The organism is Diaphorobacter aerolatus, from assembly GCF_014489535.1.
GTDB classification, from domain to species: Bacteria; Pseudomonadota; Gammaproteobacteria; order Burkholderiales; family Burkholderiaceae_C; genus Diaphorobacter_A; species Diaphorobacter_A aerolatus.
In genome coordinates, this window is record NZ_CP060783.1 from 4063614 (window position 1) to 4079819 (window position 16206).

The 16206-nt window shown below is 63.2% G+C and carries 8 protein-coding genes and 4 pseudogenes; 6 read left to right on the forward strand and 6 right to left on the reverse strand.

The annotated features are described in order from the left end of the window. Positions 1 to 140 precede the first annotated feature (140 nt). Positions 141 to 980 (forward strand): undecaprenyl-diphosphate phosphatase, encoded by an 840-nt coding sequence (locus tag H9K75_RS18940; protein ID WP_187723787.1) that lies wholly within the window; start codon positions 141 to 143, stop codon positions 978 to 980. Between the two features lie 516 nt (positions 981 to 1496). Here the strand turns inward: H9K75_RS18940 and H9K75_RS18945 are convergent. Together H9K75_RS18945 and H9K75_RS18950 are read right to left on the reverse strand one after the other, a co-directional pair. Beyond that, positions 1497 to 2322 (reverse strand): annotated as a pseudogene (locus H9K75_RS18945) (alpha/beta hydrolase). Between the two features lie 77 nt (positions 2323 to 2399). Further along, positions 2400 to 3212: pseudogene (locus tag H9K75_RS18950) on the reverse strand (peptidase); the annotation flags it as partial. Positions 3213 to 3430: 218 nt separating this feature from the next. Between H9K75_RS18950 and H9K75_RS18955 the strand changes: the two are divergent. The 4 genes and pseudogenes from H9K75_RS18955 to H9K75_RS18970 all read left to right on the forward strand — a co-directional run bounded on the left by H9K75_RS18955 (position 3431) and on the right by H9K75_RS18970 (position 12825). Continuing rightward, positions 3431 to 4942 (forward strand): efflux RND transporter periplasmic adaptor subunit, encoded by a 1512-nt coding sequence (locus H9K75_RS18955; RefSeq protein WP_187723788.1) that lies wholly within the window; start codon positions 3431 to 3433, stop codon positions 4940 to 4942. Positions 4943 to 4975: 33 nt separating this feature from the next. After that, positions 4976 to 8142 (forward strand): annotated as a pseudogene (locus H9K75_RS18960) (MdtB/MuxB family multidrug efflux RND transporter permease subunit). After that, a pseudogene (locus H9K75_RS18965) lies at positions 8139 to 11326 on the forward strand (multidrug efflux RND transporter permease subunit). The pseudogenes H9K75_RS18960 and H9K75_RS18965 overlap by 4 nt, the downstream one beginning before the upstream one ends. Before the next feature lie 26 nt (positions 11327 to 11352). After that, positions 11353 to 12825 carry an efflux transporter outer membrane subunit gene (locus H9K75_RS18970; protein ID WP_187723789.1) on the forward strand — a complete coding sequence of 491 codons (1473 nt, stop codon included), beginning with the start codon at positions 11353 to 11355 and terminating at the stop codon, positions 12823 to 12825. A gap of 8 nt (positions 12826 to 12833) precedes the next feature. Here H9K75_RS18970 and H9K75_RS18975 read toward each other — a convergent pair whose 3' ends face one another. Further along, the gene (locus H9K75_RS18975) at positions 12834 to 13208 is read right to left on the reverse strand and encodes a hypothetical protein (protein WP_187723790.1); all 375 of its coding nucleotides are present in this window, start codon (positions 13206 to 13208) and stop codon (positions 12834 to 12836) included. A gap of 471 nt (positions 13209 to 13679) precedes the next feature. On the opposite strand from H9K75_RS18975, the gene H9K75_RS18980 reads away from it, so the two are divergent. Then, the gene (locus tag H9K75_RS18980) at positions 13680 to 13949 is read left to right on the forward strand and encodes a hypothetical protein (protein WP_187723791.1); all 270 of its coding nucleotides are present in this window, start codon (positions 13680 to 13682) and stop codon (positions 13947 to 13949) included. Here H9K75_RS18980 and H9K75_RS18985 read toward each other — a convergent pair. The 3 genes from H9K75_RS18985 to H9K75_RS18995 are packed head-to-tail and all read right to left on the reverse strand — an operon-like array spanning position 13936 to position 16178. Then, on the reverse strand, positions 13936 to 14760 hold the full coding sequence (locus H9K75_RS18985) for a LytR/AlgR family response regulator transcription factor (RefSeq protein ID WP_187723792.1): 825 nt from the start codon (positions 14758 to 14760) through the stop codon (positions 13936 to 13938). The genes H9K75_RS18980 and H9K75_RS18985 overlap by 14 nt on opposite strands. Next, complete coding sequence (locus H9K75_RS18990) at positions 14757 to 15842, reverse strand: sensor histidine kinase (RefSeq protein WP_187723793.1); 1086 nt, start codon at positions 15840 to 15842, stop codon at positions 14757 to 14759. The genes H9K75_RS18985 and H9K75_RS18990 overlap by 4 nt, the downstream gene beginning before the upstream one ends. Positions 15843 to 15854: 12 nt before the next feature. Next, positions 15855 to 16178, reverse strand: a complete 324-nt coding sequence (locus H9K75_RS18995) for a 2TM domain-containing protein (RefSeq protein WP_187723794.1) — start codon at positions 16176 to 16178, stop codon at positions 15855 to 15857. Positions 16179 to 16206 lie beyond the last annotated feature (28 nt).

Below are 16206 nucleotides of genomic sequence, written 5' to 3' on the forward strand. Positions count from 1 at the left end.
GCTGCAAATGTCGGCTTCGTGCACGAGGCGTTTTTTGCCGGTTCTCGAAATTTCTCCCGGCCCGAAACGCCCATAATCTACGCTTTCTTCCGCCATTCCTTCCCTTCATTACTTCATCGACCTGACTTCAGGATATCAACGTGGATCTGCTTTTACTGCTCAAGGCCGCCATCATGGGCGTGGTTGAAGGGCTGACCGAATTTCTTCCCATTTCTTCGACCGGGCATCTGATTCTTGCGGGTGCGCTGCTCGGATTTCACGGCGAAAAGGCCAAGGTGTTCGACATCGCAATCCAGACCGGAGCAATCTTCGCGGTGATCCTCGTCTACTGGGAGCGCATCCGCTCGACCATCGTCGAACTGCCCACCCAGCGCCGCGCGCAGAAATTCGCGCTCAACGTGATCGTCGGATTCCTGCCGGCCGTGGTGCTTGCGCTGATCTTTGGAAAATTCATCAAGGCGCATCTTTTCACCCCGGTCGTCGTGGCGACGACCTTCATTCTGGGCGGCTTCATCATTCTGTGGGCGGAAAAGCGCAGCGCTGGCGCGGCAGGCGCACCGCGCGTGAACTCCGTCGATGACATGACCGTGATGGACGCGCTCAAGGTCGGCCTCGTGCAATGCCTCGCCATGATCCCCGGCACCAGCCGCAGCGGCGCAACCATCATCGGCGGCATGTTCCTCGGCCTCTCGCGCAAGGCCGCGACGGATTTTTCATTTTTCCTGGCCATTCCCACCCTGATTGGCGCGGGCGTGTACAGCCTCTACAAGGAGCGCGCGCTGCTCTCCACGGCGGACATTCCGATGTTTGCGGTCGGCCTGATCTTCTCGTTCATCAGCGCCTGGATGTGCGTGCGGTGGTTGCTGAGGTACATCAGCAGCAACAGCTTTGTGCCGTTTGCGTATTACCGGATCGTGTTCGGGGTGATTGTCTTGCTGACGGCTTGGAGTGGGGTGGTGAATTGGTCTGATGCGGGGTAGGGTAAGGGGATGGGTTTCCCCCTTTGTTCAACCCCCCTCTCTTTTTTTGACGGTTTAGGGGCGTTTTTTCCCGGGGCCGGGACTGCCCCCGGCGGGGCAATCACTTTTTGCTTGCGCTCAAAAAGTAATCAAAAATGCGCTTGGAAGTCACGCGGTGAAACTCACTGCGCGCTGACGCGCTCCGTTCGGACAATCACCGCGAGTCAGAGGAAATACGGGGAGGTGTGCTCGGCACGTCGCTGCGCTCGTGCACATCTCGCGACTTCGCGAGATGCAGGAGGCACGAGCGCAGCGACGTGCCGAAAATTCCTCTTCAAACTGACTTGCGGCAATTGTTCGAGCGAAGCGCGTCAGCGCGTAGCGCGTTTTGCCGCAGGTATTGAAAGCGCGTTTTTGGTGCCTTTTTGCGCGCAAGCAAAAAGGGACTGCCCCGCCGGGGCAGTCCCGGCCTCGGGAAAAAACGCCGCAGCACGAGCTAAAAACCGCAAAAAGTCGACCCGCGGGTAGAGCCCACTTCTACCCGCGTTGACTCACAGCCTCCAGATTCCGCAACGAAGCCTCGATCGCCGCAGCCGTCGCATGCGGTTGCTCCATCGGGAACAGGTGTGAGCCGTCGATCATCATGATTCGGCCCTCGGTCACGCGCTCGGTGAGCGCCATGCCGACCTGTCGCATCTCCACCGACTCCAGTCCGCCGATGAACGCCGCCGGGCATTGCAGCGGGTGTTTCTTGAGCAGCGGTGCGAGGTTGTGCGGCAGGGTGTTGTAGATCGCGGTTTCCACTGCGCGGTCAAAGGCCAGCACGCGTTTGCCGGCCTGGTCGGTCAGGCCGTGCTGGACGTAGTCGCGCAGCACGCGTTCGTCCCAGCGCGCGAAGGCTTTTTTGTGGCGAAAGTGTTCGAATGCTTCGTCCGTGCTGTTCCAGCTGTTGCGGCGGGCGCGGCTGATCTTGCCGGGGGTCAGCGAGCCCACGAACTGTGCGCGTTTGACCACATCGAGCGCGCTGGCGCGCCAGCCGCTGATGATGGGGAGTCGATCAGGAGCACGCCGCAGGCCAGTTCGGGGTGGCGCGCTGCGGCCATGAGGCTCAGGATGCCGCCGAGCGAGTGGCCGACGAGGTAGACCTTCTGGCCGCCTTGCTCGACCCGCTCGCGGGCAAAGTCCGCGAGCTGCTGAACCAGATGGGGCCAGTTGTTGGTGACCTGATAGCGCTCCTCGTGACCATAGCGCTCGACCGCCGACACGTCGAAACCGCGCTGGCGCAGGTCGTTCAGCAGCACGTTGTAGGTACGCGCGGGAAGCTGTTGCCGTGCGAGAAAACGAGGGCGGGGCTGCTGGGCATGGCGGTCTGTCTGTCCGTCTGTCTGTCTGTGGAATTATTGTTGCTTGCGGCGTGCCGCGCGCGTCAGACCAGCTTTTCGTCGGGCTGGTGATCTTCTTGAGATGCTGGCTGCGATGAGGTTCGGCAAGGATCGGCACTTCGGTGACGCCGCCGTTCCAGGCCGGGTCCTCGATGCTGTCGAACACCTGGCGCAGGCGCTCGCCCCAGCTTTCATGCACCATGCGGAAATAGGGGTTGTATTCGTCGATGCAGACGATCTTGTCCGAGGAAAATTTGTCGACCTCATAGACCACCAGATCGAGCGGCAGCCCCACCGAGAGATTCGATTTCAGCGTGCTGTCCATCGACACCAGCGCGCACTTGGCGGCTTCTTCGAGCGGTGTCTCGGGGGTGATCACGCGGTCGAGTACCGGTTTGCCGTACTTGGATTCGCCGACCTGGAAATACGGCGTCTCCGCCGTGGCCTCGATGAAGTTGCCAGCCGAGTAGACCTGGAAAAGGCGCATGCCTTCGCCCTGGATCTGTCCGCCGATGATCATCGAGACGTTGAAATCAACGCCCGCGCGCTGGAGCGATTCGCCGTCGCGTTCGTAGACGCGGCGCACGGCGCAGCCGAGTACACGGGCCACGTCGAACATGCTGGTGGCGTTCCAGATGGTGATGGGCTCTTCGTCATCTTGCGCGCGCAGCTTGGTCACCTGCAGGATTTCGCGCACGGATTGCGAGATGCTCAGGTTGCCCGCCGACAGCAGCACCATGAAGCGGTCGGCGGTCTTTTCATAGACCATCATCTTGCGAAAGGAGCTGATCTGGTCGAGTCCTGCGTTGGTGCGGGAGTCGGAGAGGAAAACCAGCCCGGCGTTGAGCCTGATGGCGACGCAATACGTCATAGCGGTCGAAGAAGTGAATCCGGAAGGCGCAAGTGTAGTCGTCTTGAGCCAGATATCCTGTCCGGGAGCGTGATCGATGCGGGTTTGCGCGGCGTCGCCTCTCGGTTCAACCCCAAATCCCGCCGTGCGGTCCTATGACAAACCGGATGCGGGCGCTTAACCAACGGTTTACAGGCGATGGATATGATCGACCGAAAACAGTCCTATCCAAGGCACACATGCGAATTCGCTCATCCCACGCCAGTTTTCGAGGACTTCCACGGTCCGTTTCACGGGGCCGCTCAACCACCGGCGTGATCGTTGGTGTGCTGGCTCTGGCACTTGTGGCGGGCGGGGCCTATTGGTGGTATCAACGCAACGCCGCTCCGGGAGTTGCGGCAGCGAAGCCACAGGCCGCAGGCCCTCGCGGTGGTGGCGGTGGCGGAGCACGCCCGGGTCCCGGCGCGGGCGGCGGTGCGCAGGCGCAGCCGGTGTCCGCCGGCGTGGTGGATCGGCGCGACATGCGCGTGCTGGTGAGCGCCATCGGCACCATGAACGCCCGCGCGACCGCCGTCGTGCGCGCCAAGGTGACGGGCGAGATGATCAAGCTGCACTTCAAGGAAGGTGATGACGTGAAGGCGGGCCAGTTGCTCGCCGAGATCGATCCGCGCAGCTTCCAGGCGACGCTCAACCAGGTGCAGGGAACCTATCTGCGCGACCAGGCGCTGCTCAAGAACGCCCAACTCGACCTGCAACGCTACAAGGAATTGCAGGCGCAGGACTCGATTGCCACCCAGCAGGTGGACACGCAGGCCGCGCTGGTGCGCCAGTACGAGGGTACGGTGGCTTCCGGCAAGGCCCAGGTCGACGCGGCGAAGCTGCAACTCAGCTACACCCGCGTGACGGCGCCGATTTCCGGTCGGCTCGGCCTGCGCCAGGCCGATCTGGGCAACGTGGTGAATCCATCGGATGCCAATGGCATCGTGACCATTTCGCAGATACGTCCCATCGACGCGGTGTTCTCGCTGCCCGAAGTGCATGTGAGCACGCTCGCGCGGCGCATGGCGGACAAGCAGGATCTGCCGGTGGAACTCTGGGACCGCGAGCAAAAGCAGATGCTCGCCAAGGGGCGCATGAACGCGCTCGACAACACCATCGACACGACCACCGGCACGGTGAAGGCCAAGGCCTCGTTCGACAACACCGACTACAGGCTGTTCGCCAACCAGTTCGTGAACGTGAAGCTGCAGGTCAACCTGCTGAGGGACTCGCTCACCGTGCCCTCGACGGCCGTGCAGAACAACTATGTGTATCTGGTCAAACCCGACAACACGGTCACCCAGCGCAAGATCACGGTTGGCGTGACCGATGGCGATCGCGTGAGCGTGCAGGGCGATCTGCAACCCGGTGATCAGGTGGTGACCGACGGTATCGACCGTCTGCGTGAAGGAGCACCGGTCACCATCATCGCGGCTGACAAGGTCAGCAACGTCGATCAGGCCGTACAGAACAACGCAAGCGGGCCGCGCATGCCGCGCAACCTGCCACCCGAAGTTCGCGCCAAGGTGGCGAGCATGTCGCCCGAGGAGCGCAAGGCGTTCTTCCAGAAGATGCGCGAGGAACGAGCTGCGCGCGGTGAAGCGGCGGGTGGATCGGCGTCGTCCGCGGCATCTGCGGCGTCCGGCGCATCATCGCGTCCTCAGGATCGTGCGTCGGCCGCGCAGGCGCCCGCATCGGCGGCCAGCCGCTGATCGACAGGTGTTGCACCCCAGCCGATTGCCCACATGAATCTCTCGCGCCTCTTCATCCTGCGGCCCATCGCGACCACCTTGCTGATGGTGGCCGTGCTTATCTCGGGCATTCTGGCGTACCGGCTGCTGCCGATTTCATCGCTGCCGCAGGTGGACTATCCCACCATCGAGGTCACGACGCTCTATCCCGGCGCGAGCCCCGACGTGATGACATCGAACGTCACCGCACCGCTGGAGCGCCAGTTCGGCCAGATGCCCGGGCTCGACCAGATGTCCTCGGTGAGTTCGGGGGAGCCTCGGTCATCAGCCTGCGCTTCTCGCTCGACATGTCGATGGACGTGGCCGAGCAGCAGGTGCAGGCCGCCATCAACGCGGGCTCGAACCTGTTGCCAGGCGATCTGCCGATGCCGCCGCTCTATAGCAAGGTCAATCCTGCGGACGCGCCGATTCTCACGCTGGCGATCACTTCGCCATCGTTGCCGGTGATCCGTGTGAACGATATGGTCGAGAACCGCCTTGCGCCCAAGCTCTCGCAGGTCAAGGGCGTGGGGCTGGTGGCGATTGCCGGTGGCCGCCGTCCTGCGGTGCGCATTCAGGCCAACCCTACCGCGCTCGCCAGCTATGGCATGACGCTCGAAGACGTGCGCTCGGCCATCGCCGCGGCCAACGTAAAGGGTGCAAAAGGTGGGTTCGACGGCCCGTCGCGCGCGTCGACGATTGATGCGAATGACCAGCTTCAGTCGGCGGCCGAGTACCGCAATCTCATCATCGCGTTCAAGAACGGCAATCCGATTCGCCTGTCCGACGTGGCCACCACGGTGGATGAGGCCGAGAACACGCGCCTGGCCGCATGGGCCGCGAACCCCGAACACGGCTCGCAGGCCGGCGTGATCCTCAACATCCGCCGCCAGCCCGGAGCCAACGTGATCCAGACGGTCGATGCGATCAAGAAGCTGCTGCCCGAACTCAAGGAGACGCTGCCCGCATCGCTCGACATGCAGATACTCACCGACCGCACGGTGACGATCCGCGCCTCGGTCAAGGACATGCAACTGGAGCTGCTGCTTGCCATCGGCCTGGTGGTGGCCGTGATCTTCGTGTTCCTGCGCAGCGCGTCGGCCACGCTGATTCCGAGCTTTGCCGTGCCGCTGTCGCTCGTCGGCACCTTCGGGGTGATGTATCTGGCGGGTTTTTCGATCAACAACCTCACGCTGATGGCGCTCACGATCTCGACGGGCTTCGTCGTGGACGACGCCATCGTGATGATCGAGAACATCGCGCGCTATGTCGAGAAGGGCGAGCCGCCGATGCAGGCCGCGCTCAAGGGTGCCAGGCAGATCGGCTTCACCATCATCTCGCTGACCATTTCGCTGGTCGCGGTGCTGATTCCGCTGCTGTTCATGGGCGACGTGGTCGGGCGGCTGTTCCACGAGTTCGCGATCACGATGACGGTGGCGATCCTGATTTCGGCGGTGGTGTCCCTCACGCTCACGCCGATGCTGTGCGCGCGACTGCTCAGGCACACACCCGAAGAAAGCCACGGCCGCCTCTATCGCGCAACCGGCCGCTTCTTCGACGCAATGATCGAGAGATATGGGCGCATGCTCGGCTGGGTGCTCGCTCATCGCGGCCTCACCTGGATCGTGTTTCTCGCAACCCTCGCCATCACGGTGCTGCTGTATTTCGCGGTGCCCAAGGGTTTTTTCCCCGAGCAGGACACGGGCACGATCCAGGCCACGACCGAGGCCGACCAGTCGATCTCGTTCGCATCGATGGCCGAGCGCCAGCAGGCACTGGTCGATCAACTGCTCAAGGACCCGGCGGTGCAATCCATCTCGTCGTTCATCGGCGTCGATGGCACGAACACCACGCTCAATACGGGTCGCCTGCTGATCGACCTGAAGCCCCATGGCCAGCGTGACGGCGTGGCGGCGGTGGTGCGCCGTCTCTCGGACGATTCGAGCCGCGTTCCCGGCATTCGCCTGTTCGCGCAGCCGGTGCAGGATCTCACCATCGAGGATCGCCAGGCGCGCACGCAGTACCAGTTGCTTCTGTCCTCGCCCGACATGGAGGTGCTGACGGCCAGCACCACCGCGCTGGTCGAGCGCATGCGCGGACTCGGTCAGTTGCTCGATGTGAGCAGCGACGTGCAAAGCCTCGGCAAACAGGCCTTTGTGCGCATCGACCGCGCGCAGGCCAGCCGCATGGGCGTGACGGTGGCAGGCATCGATACGGCGCTGTACAACGCGTTCGGCCAGCGCCTGATTTCCACGATCTTCACGCAATCGAACCAGTACCGCGTCGTGCTGGAGGTCGCGCCGCAGTTCAAGATCGGGCCCGAGGCGCTGCAATCCATCTATGTCTCATCGTCGAGCGGGCCACCGGTTCCATTGACCTCGATTGCCACCGTCGAAGAACGCAGCATGGCGCTGTCGGTGAATCACGTGGGACAGTTGCCAGCCGCGACGATCTCGTTCAACACCGCGCCCGGTGTGTCGCTCGGCCACGCGGTGCAGGCGGTGCAGGACGTGATGAAGACGATGCGCGACGAGGGCCGGCTGCCGTTGTCGGTGGACGCGAATTTCCAGGGTGCGGCGCTGGCGTTCCAGGCGTCGCTGTCCAACACGCTGCTGCTGGTGCTGGCGGCCATCGTCACCATGTACATCGTGCTCGGCGTGCTGTATGAGAGCACGATCCATCCGGTGACGATTCTCTCCACGCTGCCATCGGCAGGTGTCGGTGCGCTGCTCGCGCTGTTGCTGTTCGGACTGGACCTCGACATCATCGCGATCATCGGCATCGTGCTGCTGATCGGCATCGTGAAGAAGAACGCCATCATGATGATCGACTTCGCGCTCGAAGCTCAGCGCGACGAGGGTCGCAGCGCGCACGACGCGATCTTCCAGGCCTGCATGCTGCGCTTTCGCCCGATCCTGATGACCACGCTTGCGGCATTGCTGGGCGCGCTGCCGTTGATGCTCGGAACGGGCGTGGGCAGCGAGCTGCGGCACCCGCTGGGCGTCACGCTGGTCGGTGGTCTGATCGTGAGCCAGTTGCTCACCTTGTTCACCACGCCCGTGATTTATCTGACGTTCGAGGGCTGGATGGAAAGGTGGCGCGTCAAGCGCGGCCTGCCGCCGGTCAAGCTCACGCATCCAGAACAGGAAGAAGAGGAACGCCGCCTGGGAGAGGCGCCATGAAGAGCTGGTCCAGCCTGTCCACGCCGTTCATCTTTCGGCCCATCGCCACGATGCTGCTGACGATCGGACTGGCGCTGGCGGGCGGGATTTCGTACTTCCTGCTGCCGGTTGCGCCGCTGCCGCAGGTGGACTATCCGACGATCTCCGTGACCGCAAGCCTGCCCGGTGCCGCGCCCGACACCATGGCCGCAACCGTCGCGACGCCGCTCGAACGCGCGCTCGGAGCGATTGCCGGAGTGAACGAGATGACGTCGAGCTCCAGCCTCGGCAACACCCGCATCACGCTGCAGTTCGATCTGACACGCACCGTGGACAGCGCCGCGCGCGACGTGCAGGCGGCCATCAATGCGGCGCGCACCTTGCTGCCCTCGGGCATGCCGAGCAATCCGACCTACCGCAAGATCAACCCCGCCGATGCGCCGATCCTGATGATCGCGCTGACCTCGGAATCCCTCACGCGCGGGCAGATGTACGACGCGGCTTCGACCGTACTCGCGCAGAAGCTCTCGCAGGTCGAGGGCGTGGGGCAGGCATCGATCAACGGCGGCGCGCTGCCTGCGGTGCGCGTGGAACTCGATCCGGTGAAGCTGGCCGCCCATGGCGTTTCGCTGGAGCAGGTGCGCACTGCCATTTCGGCGACCAATGCAAACCGGCCCTTGGGTGCGGTCGAGCGCGAAGATCATTACTGGCAGGTGGCCACCAACGATCAGGCGCGAGTGGCTGCGGACTACGCGCCGCTGGTGCTCAGTTGGTCTAATGGCAACGCGATTCGCTTGTCCGACGTGGCCGAGGTGACCGATTCGGTGCAGGACGTGCGCAACTACGGCGTGATGAACGGAAAGCCCGCGATCCTGCTGCAGGTGTTTAAGCAACCCGACTCCAACATCCTTGAAGCCGTGGCGCGCGTGCGCGCGCTGCTGCCGCAACTGAAGGCGTCGATCCCTGCGGCCATCGACATGACCATCGTCTCCGACCGCACGCCCACGCTGCGCGCCTCGGTGGAAGAGGTGGAGCGCTCGCTCGTGATCTCGATTGCGCTCGTGATCCTCGTGGTGTTCCTGTTCCTGCGCAATCTGCGCGCCACGCTGATCCCGGCGGTTGCCGTGCCGGCATCGTTGATGGGCACGTTCGGCGTGATGTACCTGTGCGGCTACACGCTCGACAACCTCTCGCTCATGGCGCTCACCGTGGCCACCGGCTTCGTGGTCGACGACGCCATCGTCGTGCTCGAAAACGTGATGCGCCACATGGAGCGTGGCAAGTCTGCCGTGCGCGCGGCGCTCGATGGTGCGCGCGAGATCGGGTTCACCGTGGTGTCGATGAGCATCTCGCTGATCGCGGTGTTCGTTCCCATCATGTTCATGGGCGGCATCGTGGGTCGCTTCTTTCGCGAGTTTGCGGTGGTGATGTCTGCGGCGATCCTGGTGTCGATGCTGGTGTCGCTCACCACCACCCCGATGATGTGCGCGGCCCTGCTGCGCACGCCTGAGCAAGAGAACAAGGCGAAAGCCGAGCGGGTGCGCGGCCGCTTGGGCCGCGCATGGGATCGTTTCTCTGCGGCCATTGGCCGCATGGAAGACCGTTCGATGGCCGTCTACCGCAAGACGCTGGCCTGGTGCCTGCGCCATCAGCCAATCGTGATTCTGGTGCTGCTCGGCGTCATCGCGCTGAACGTGCAACTGTATCGCGTGATCGAAAAGGGCTTCATCCCCGATCAGGACACGGGCCGCGTGATGGGCTTCATCCGCGCGGATCAGGCGACGTCCTACCAGGCCATGGAGCGGCGCATCAAGCGCTTTCTCGCCATCGTGCAGGAAGACCCGGCGGTGGAATACGTCACCGGCTTCACGGGCGGCGGTCAGCGCAATTCGGCCAACATGTTCATGTCGCTCAAACCCATGGCCGAACGCAAGGTATCGAGCGACGAGGTGATCAACCGCCTGCGCGAAAAGCTCAAGAACGAACCCGGCGCGCGGCTCTTCATGATCAAGCAGACCGACATCCGCATCGGTGGACGCCAGAGCATGGCGGCATACGACTACACGCTACAGGCCGACGACATCGCCGATCTGCGCGCCTGGGAGCCACGCATCCGGCAGGTGCTCTCGACGCTGCCTGAGCTCGAGGACGTCAACAGCGATGTGCAGGACTACGGCATGCAGACCACGCTGGTGGTGGATCGCGATGCAGCCGCGCGCCTGGGGCTCACCATGGCGCAGATCGACACCACGCTCAACGATGCCTTCGGCCAGCGGCAGGTCGGCGTGATCTACAACCCGCTCAACCAATACCGCGTGGTGATGGAGGCCGCACCGCGCTTTCTGCAAAGCCCGGAGACGCTGCGTGGCTTCTTCTTCGTCAACAAGACCGGCGAGCAGGTGCCGCTCACCGCGTTTGCCCAGATCACCACGACCAACACGCCGCTGTCGGTGAGCCATCAGGGCGGCACACCTGCGAGCACCGTGAGCTACAGCCTTGCGCCGGGTGTGTCGCTGTCGCAGGCCAACGATGCGATCCGCAAGGCGGTCGCCGAGCTTGGCGTGCCGGTGTCGGTGCGCGGCAGTTTCAGCGGCACGGCGGGGCCTTCCAACAGGCGCTCGCGGGGCAGCCGCTGTTGATTCTCGCGGCCATCATCACCATCTACTTGGTACTCGGCATCCTGTATGAAAACCTCGTGCATCCGCTCACGATTCTCTCCACGCTGCCCTCGGCGGGTGTGGGAGCGCTGCTGGCGCTGATGCTGTTCAAGACGGAGTTCTCGCTGATCGCCTTCATCGGCGTGATCCTGCTGATCGGGCTGGTCAAGAAGAACGCCATCATGATGATCGACTTCGCGCTCGCGCGGGAAAAGGACGGCCACGTCACCCCCGCGCAAGCCATTTATCGCGCCTGCGATCTGCGCCTCAGACCGATCCTCATGACCAGCATGGCGGCCATCTTTGGCGCGCTGCCGCTGATGCTCGGACGTGGCGATGGCGCGGAATTGCGCCAGCCGCTGGGCATTGCCATCGTGGGGGGCTTGCTGGTGAGCCAGTTGCTCACGCTGTACACCACGCCCGTGGTCTACGTGCTGCTCGAGGGCGCGCGCAACCGCGTCGTGCGTGGCTGGGCGAATCGTCCGTGGTGGCTGCGCCGTTCAGCGCCAACGCACGTATCGCAACCCGCGATCCAGACGGGGGAATGAACGTGAAGAAACACCATCCAGACAGAATGACCAAACCGTTTGTACTGAGCCTGTTGTCCATTGCCTTGCTGCTTGCGGGCTGCTCTACGCAAGAGCCCTATCAGCGCCCGTCGCTCGACGTGCCCGAACACTTCAAGGAGGCCGCGAAGCTCGCCGATGCCTCCGGTATCTGGCAACCGGCGCGCACCGGGGCAAACGGCGCGTCGCCGGTGGATGTTCCCGCAGAGTGGTGGAAGCTCTACGGCGATGCCACGCTCGACGGCTTGCAAAGCGAGGCGCAGGCCGGGAATCAGACGCTCGCCCAGGCCGCCGCGCGGGTGCGCGCCGCGCAGGCAGCCGTCGCCAGCAGCCGTGCGTCGCTGTTCCCGACCATCGGCACGACCGGCAGCGGCTCGCGCGCCAAATCGAGTGGCGGTAACTACACCGACTCATCCACCGGCCAGACCACTTCGCGCAGCGGCAGCATCAACAACAATTTTTCGCTCGGATTGAATGCGAGCTGGGAGGTCGACCTGTGGGGGCGCGTGGCCGGCATGGTGAGCGCGGACGAAGCCACCGCTCAAGCTCGCGGCTATGACCTCGCCGCGGCGCGATTGTCGATGCAGGCGTCGGTTGCCCAAACCTATTTCTCGCTGCGCGCGGCCGAGGCCCAGCAACGCCTGCTCAAGGAAACGCTGGACGCCTACACGCAGAGTTGGGAACTCACGCGCAATCGCTACAGGTCGGGTGTCGCGTCGTCCGCCGATGTCGCGCAGGCCGAGTCACAGTACAAAAGCACCGAAGCGCAGTTGATCGAATCGCAATCGACGCGTGCGCAACTCGAACACGCGCTGGCGGCACTGCTCGGCAAGGCCCCTGCTGCGTTCAGCCTGTCCGAAACCGGCGTGCTACCGACGCCGCCCATGGTGCCCGCCATGCTGCCGTCGAAACTGCTGGAACAGCGCCCGGACATCGCTGCGGCCGAGCGCAGCGTGGCCGCCGCCAACACCGAGATCGGCGTGGCGCGCGCGGCTTACTTCCCGTCGCTGACCTTGTCTGCGGCAACCGGTTTTCGCGGTTCCACGCTGTCGAATCTGCTGAGCGCGCCCAACCTGTTCTGGTCGCTCGGGCCGGCACTCGCGCTGTCGATTTTCGATGGTGGCGCACGCAGCGCTGCGGTGGAGTCCTCGCGCGCCCAGCTCGATCTGGCGGCGGCCACCTATCGGCAAACGGTGATCACCGCATTGCAGGAAGTCGAGGACAACCTTGTCATGGCCGATGCGCTGACGCGCGAACTGCAGGTCCAGACCGAGGCCGCAGCGGCGGCACGCAAGGCGCTGACCGTTGCCAACAACCAGTACAAGGCGGGTATCGTGACCTACCTGAACGTGCTGAGCGCACAGACCACGGTGCTAAGCGCCGAGCGCAGCCTGATCGACGTGCAGAACCGCCGCCTGGCCGCAGTCAATACGCTGCTCAAGAACGTCGCCGGGAGCTTTGAAGAACCGGTAGTCCGCTAGGTTTGTGCTCAGTCGCCCTCGATGCAGAACGCTTCGCGAAAGGCCTCGGCAAAAGCCGCGCTGCCCGACACGGTGAGCGTGATCGTGGTGTGACCTGTGCGGGCCGCGTGAACCTGCATCCGCGCGGCGTGCTCGTCATATCGCGCGCTCAGCGCCTCACCCGCGTCATCTTGCGCATGCAGGTCGAAATCCCAGTCCCCGCCGTCTTCGATGGCGCCGCGTCGTCCAGGGAAAGCGCGCCCCGCCCATTGCAGAATTGCCTCAACCTCGCCCGCAAGGGCACCGAGCCGTCCAGCAGGCACGCTGGCCATTGCATCCCAGGTGCCATTGCCTTCGTCGTCTTCGCTGTAGTCAAAAATCAGATAGTCGAGTGATTGCGTCACGGCGGTAGTCAGGTGGTGGAAAATCGGGATCGCATTTTCGCCCGAACTCACCCGACCCAAGACAGACACCATGAATACCGGAGACCCGAGCCCGCCCCGTTTCGTTGCCATGCTGCGCGTCACAGGGCTGCGGTTTGGCTACGCGAACGGCCCGCAACTGCAATGCCCCGATCACGCCTGGCATGCCGGACTGCATCTCGTGCAGGGCGACGAGGGTGTCGGCAAGACGGCCTTGCTCTGCACGCTCGCGGGCGCATTGAAGCCGTACGCGGGCGAGGTGGAGCATCTGTTTGGCACTCGGGCGCAGTTCAGCCGGGCGAAATCTTCTGGCAACACCCGCGCGCCGAAAGGGCCGAAGCCGAACGCACGGCGACCTGCCACGACTGGATCGAAAGCAACGCACCCGGTTATCCACAATGGTCGGCAACCGATTTCGAGCGGCACATCGAAGGCTTCGCGCTGCACGAGCACATGCACAAACCACTGCTGGCGCTGTCCACCGGCTCGCTGCGCAAACTCTGGATGGCGGCGGCCTGGGCGAGTGGTGCGGCGATCACGTTGATCGACGAGCCGCTCGCCGCACTCGACAAACCGTCAATGCGCTACGTGCAGGAGACGCTCAACGAGTTCACGGTGGAAGATCAGCAAGAGCGATTCGCCACGGCACGGCGCTGCGTGATCGTCACGCATTGGGACGCGATGCAGGATGTGGAGTGGGATGGGGTGCTTACATTGACTTGAAGCGAGATGCATGGATTCGGCTGACAGCGATTTTTTCAGGGCGCTCGCGCAGGGCGATCCATAGCCTGCCCGCTTCATCACGATCTATGCGGGCAATGCTGGCCGCACGCACGACGGTGCCGCGATGCACTTGCCAGAACTGCTGTGCATCGAGATGCGGCAGCAGGTCCTTGAGCGCCGTACGCAGCAGGTATTCGCGACCTTGCGTCAGCACACGCACATATTTGTCGGCTGCCTCGAGATAGACAATGTCCTGTACCGGCACCAGATGAATGCTTTTACCAACGGTTGCTTGTAGAAACTGCAGCGGATTTGGCTCGTTCTGTTGCTGACTTTGCGATTGTGTATGGAGTTTCTGCAACTGGTGCACTGCATGATCGAGCGCATCGCCGATGTTGCTTTCCTGACAGCGTCGTGACCAGTTTTCCCGAAGTCGCTGAACGGTGCGCGCAAGACGCTCTGATTGAACCGGCTTGAGCACATAGTCGATGGCCTGCGCATCGAAAGCTTCGATGGCGTACTCTTCATACGCAGTGACAAACACCAGCGCCGGAAAACGCACCGACACAGGCCAGGCATCGGCCAGTTCGGCAGCAGCTTCCAGCCCGCTTTGACCGGGCATGCGAATGTCGAAGAAAAGAATGTCCGGATACGTCGCCAACGCCTCCTGCACCGCGCGAATTCCGTTGTCCACCATGGCGCAGATCCGCAATTCGGGCCATGTCCTGGAAAGCGCCGCGCGCAGTTGCTCGGCCAAGAGTGGCTCATCTTCTGCGATCAGTGCGGTAGGGAATGTTTCGTTGGAGGTCATGCGGATGGATCGATGGGAATGACGATGCAGGCGATCATGCCCGTGCCCTGGGTTGCCGGACGCAGTTCGAAGCGCGCCCGATCACCATAACGTGTAGCAAGACGCTCGCGCACTAGCGCGGTACCGAGGTGCTTTCCTGATCTGGCATCACTGGCTTCTAGCGGGGATGGGTTGAACTCCGGGCCAGTATCCGATATGCAGAGTTCCACGCCGTGGCATCGTCCGCCATCGTCCACCGGGCGAGCGCTGACACGGACTGCTCCGCCATGTATCTGCGGCTCAAGTCCGTGTCGTATGCTGTTTTCGACCAAAGGCTGCAGCAGTAGCGGTGGTACGCGAACCTCGGCTAGCGCATCAGGCAGATCGAGAGTGAAGGTCAGGCGCTGGCCCATGCGAATCTGCATGATTTCAAGATAATCCCGCAGCCGCGCAAACTCGTCGCGCAGCGTATGCTCTTGCTGGCGGGAGTGGGTGAGCGTCGCGCGCAGATAGTCGATCAGATGGTCGAGCATGATCTCGGCACGCTCAGGTTGCGTGGCGACGAGCGCTCGCAGATTGGCCAGCGTATTGAACAGCATGTGGGGCTCGAGCTGTGCTTGCAGCACCTGCAGTTGCGCTTGCGCCGTTTGCCGCTCCGCTTGTGCGGCCTGCATCTGAAAATGGCGCGACTTGCCGATCAGATAGAAAACGAAGGATAGGGTGGCGCTGGCAGCGATGGTGATAACTACCGGCAACACCAGGAGCGACACGTTGTCACGCGCAGCTTGCGGATGCATCAGCGTCTGGTAGGAATCGCCGATCCACCCGCCAACTCCAACCCCGATGGCGATGCCCAGTGCGACCACGGCCACGCCGCGCCAGCCATGCGGCCAAGCGTGTTCGCTATGGTTGTTGCTCAGGCGAAAACGCGCAAATTCAATGGTCAGCCAGCTCAGCACTCCGATGGAAACGGAGTACACGAGGTTGACATCCCAGGAGCTCATGCCAGCGAGCGTAAGCACCAGTGTGATCAACAGGCAGACGAATAGCGTCGCTGCGGCATGTCGCGCAAGCTGTGGCAGTGTGATGGTGTGAGTCGGCATGACAGCGGCATGTTACGACGGGAGGCGACCATGGTCGGCGCGACGTTCGCGCTCGATGGCCTTGGCTTCCCGTTCGACCATGCGCTGCCACCAGGCGCTACGTGGCGCAATCAGCCAAACGCTGGCTCCATGCACCAACAAGCCGAAACCCCAGAAAACCATGGGGTAGAGGGACCAATGTTTGCCCTGATGTAGCGAAAGCGCTGTCAGTGCGGCGTTGACCATCAGGTAGATGGCGGCGTGCATATACCAGCCCAGCTTCTTGCGCGCTCGGCACCTGGCCAGATCTTGTAGCCGTTCAGCAGTGTCGTTGGCGTGGATGGTGTGGGCGGACATGCGTGTTCCTCCGAGAAAATTGAACGGG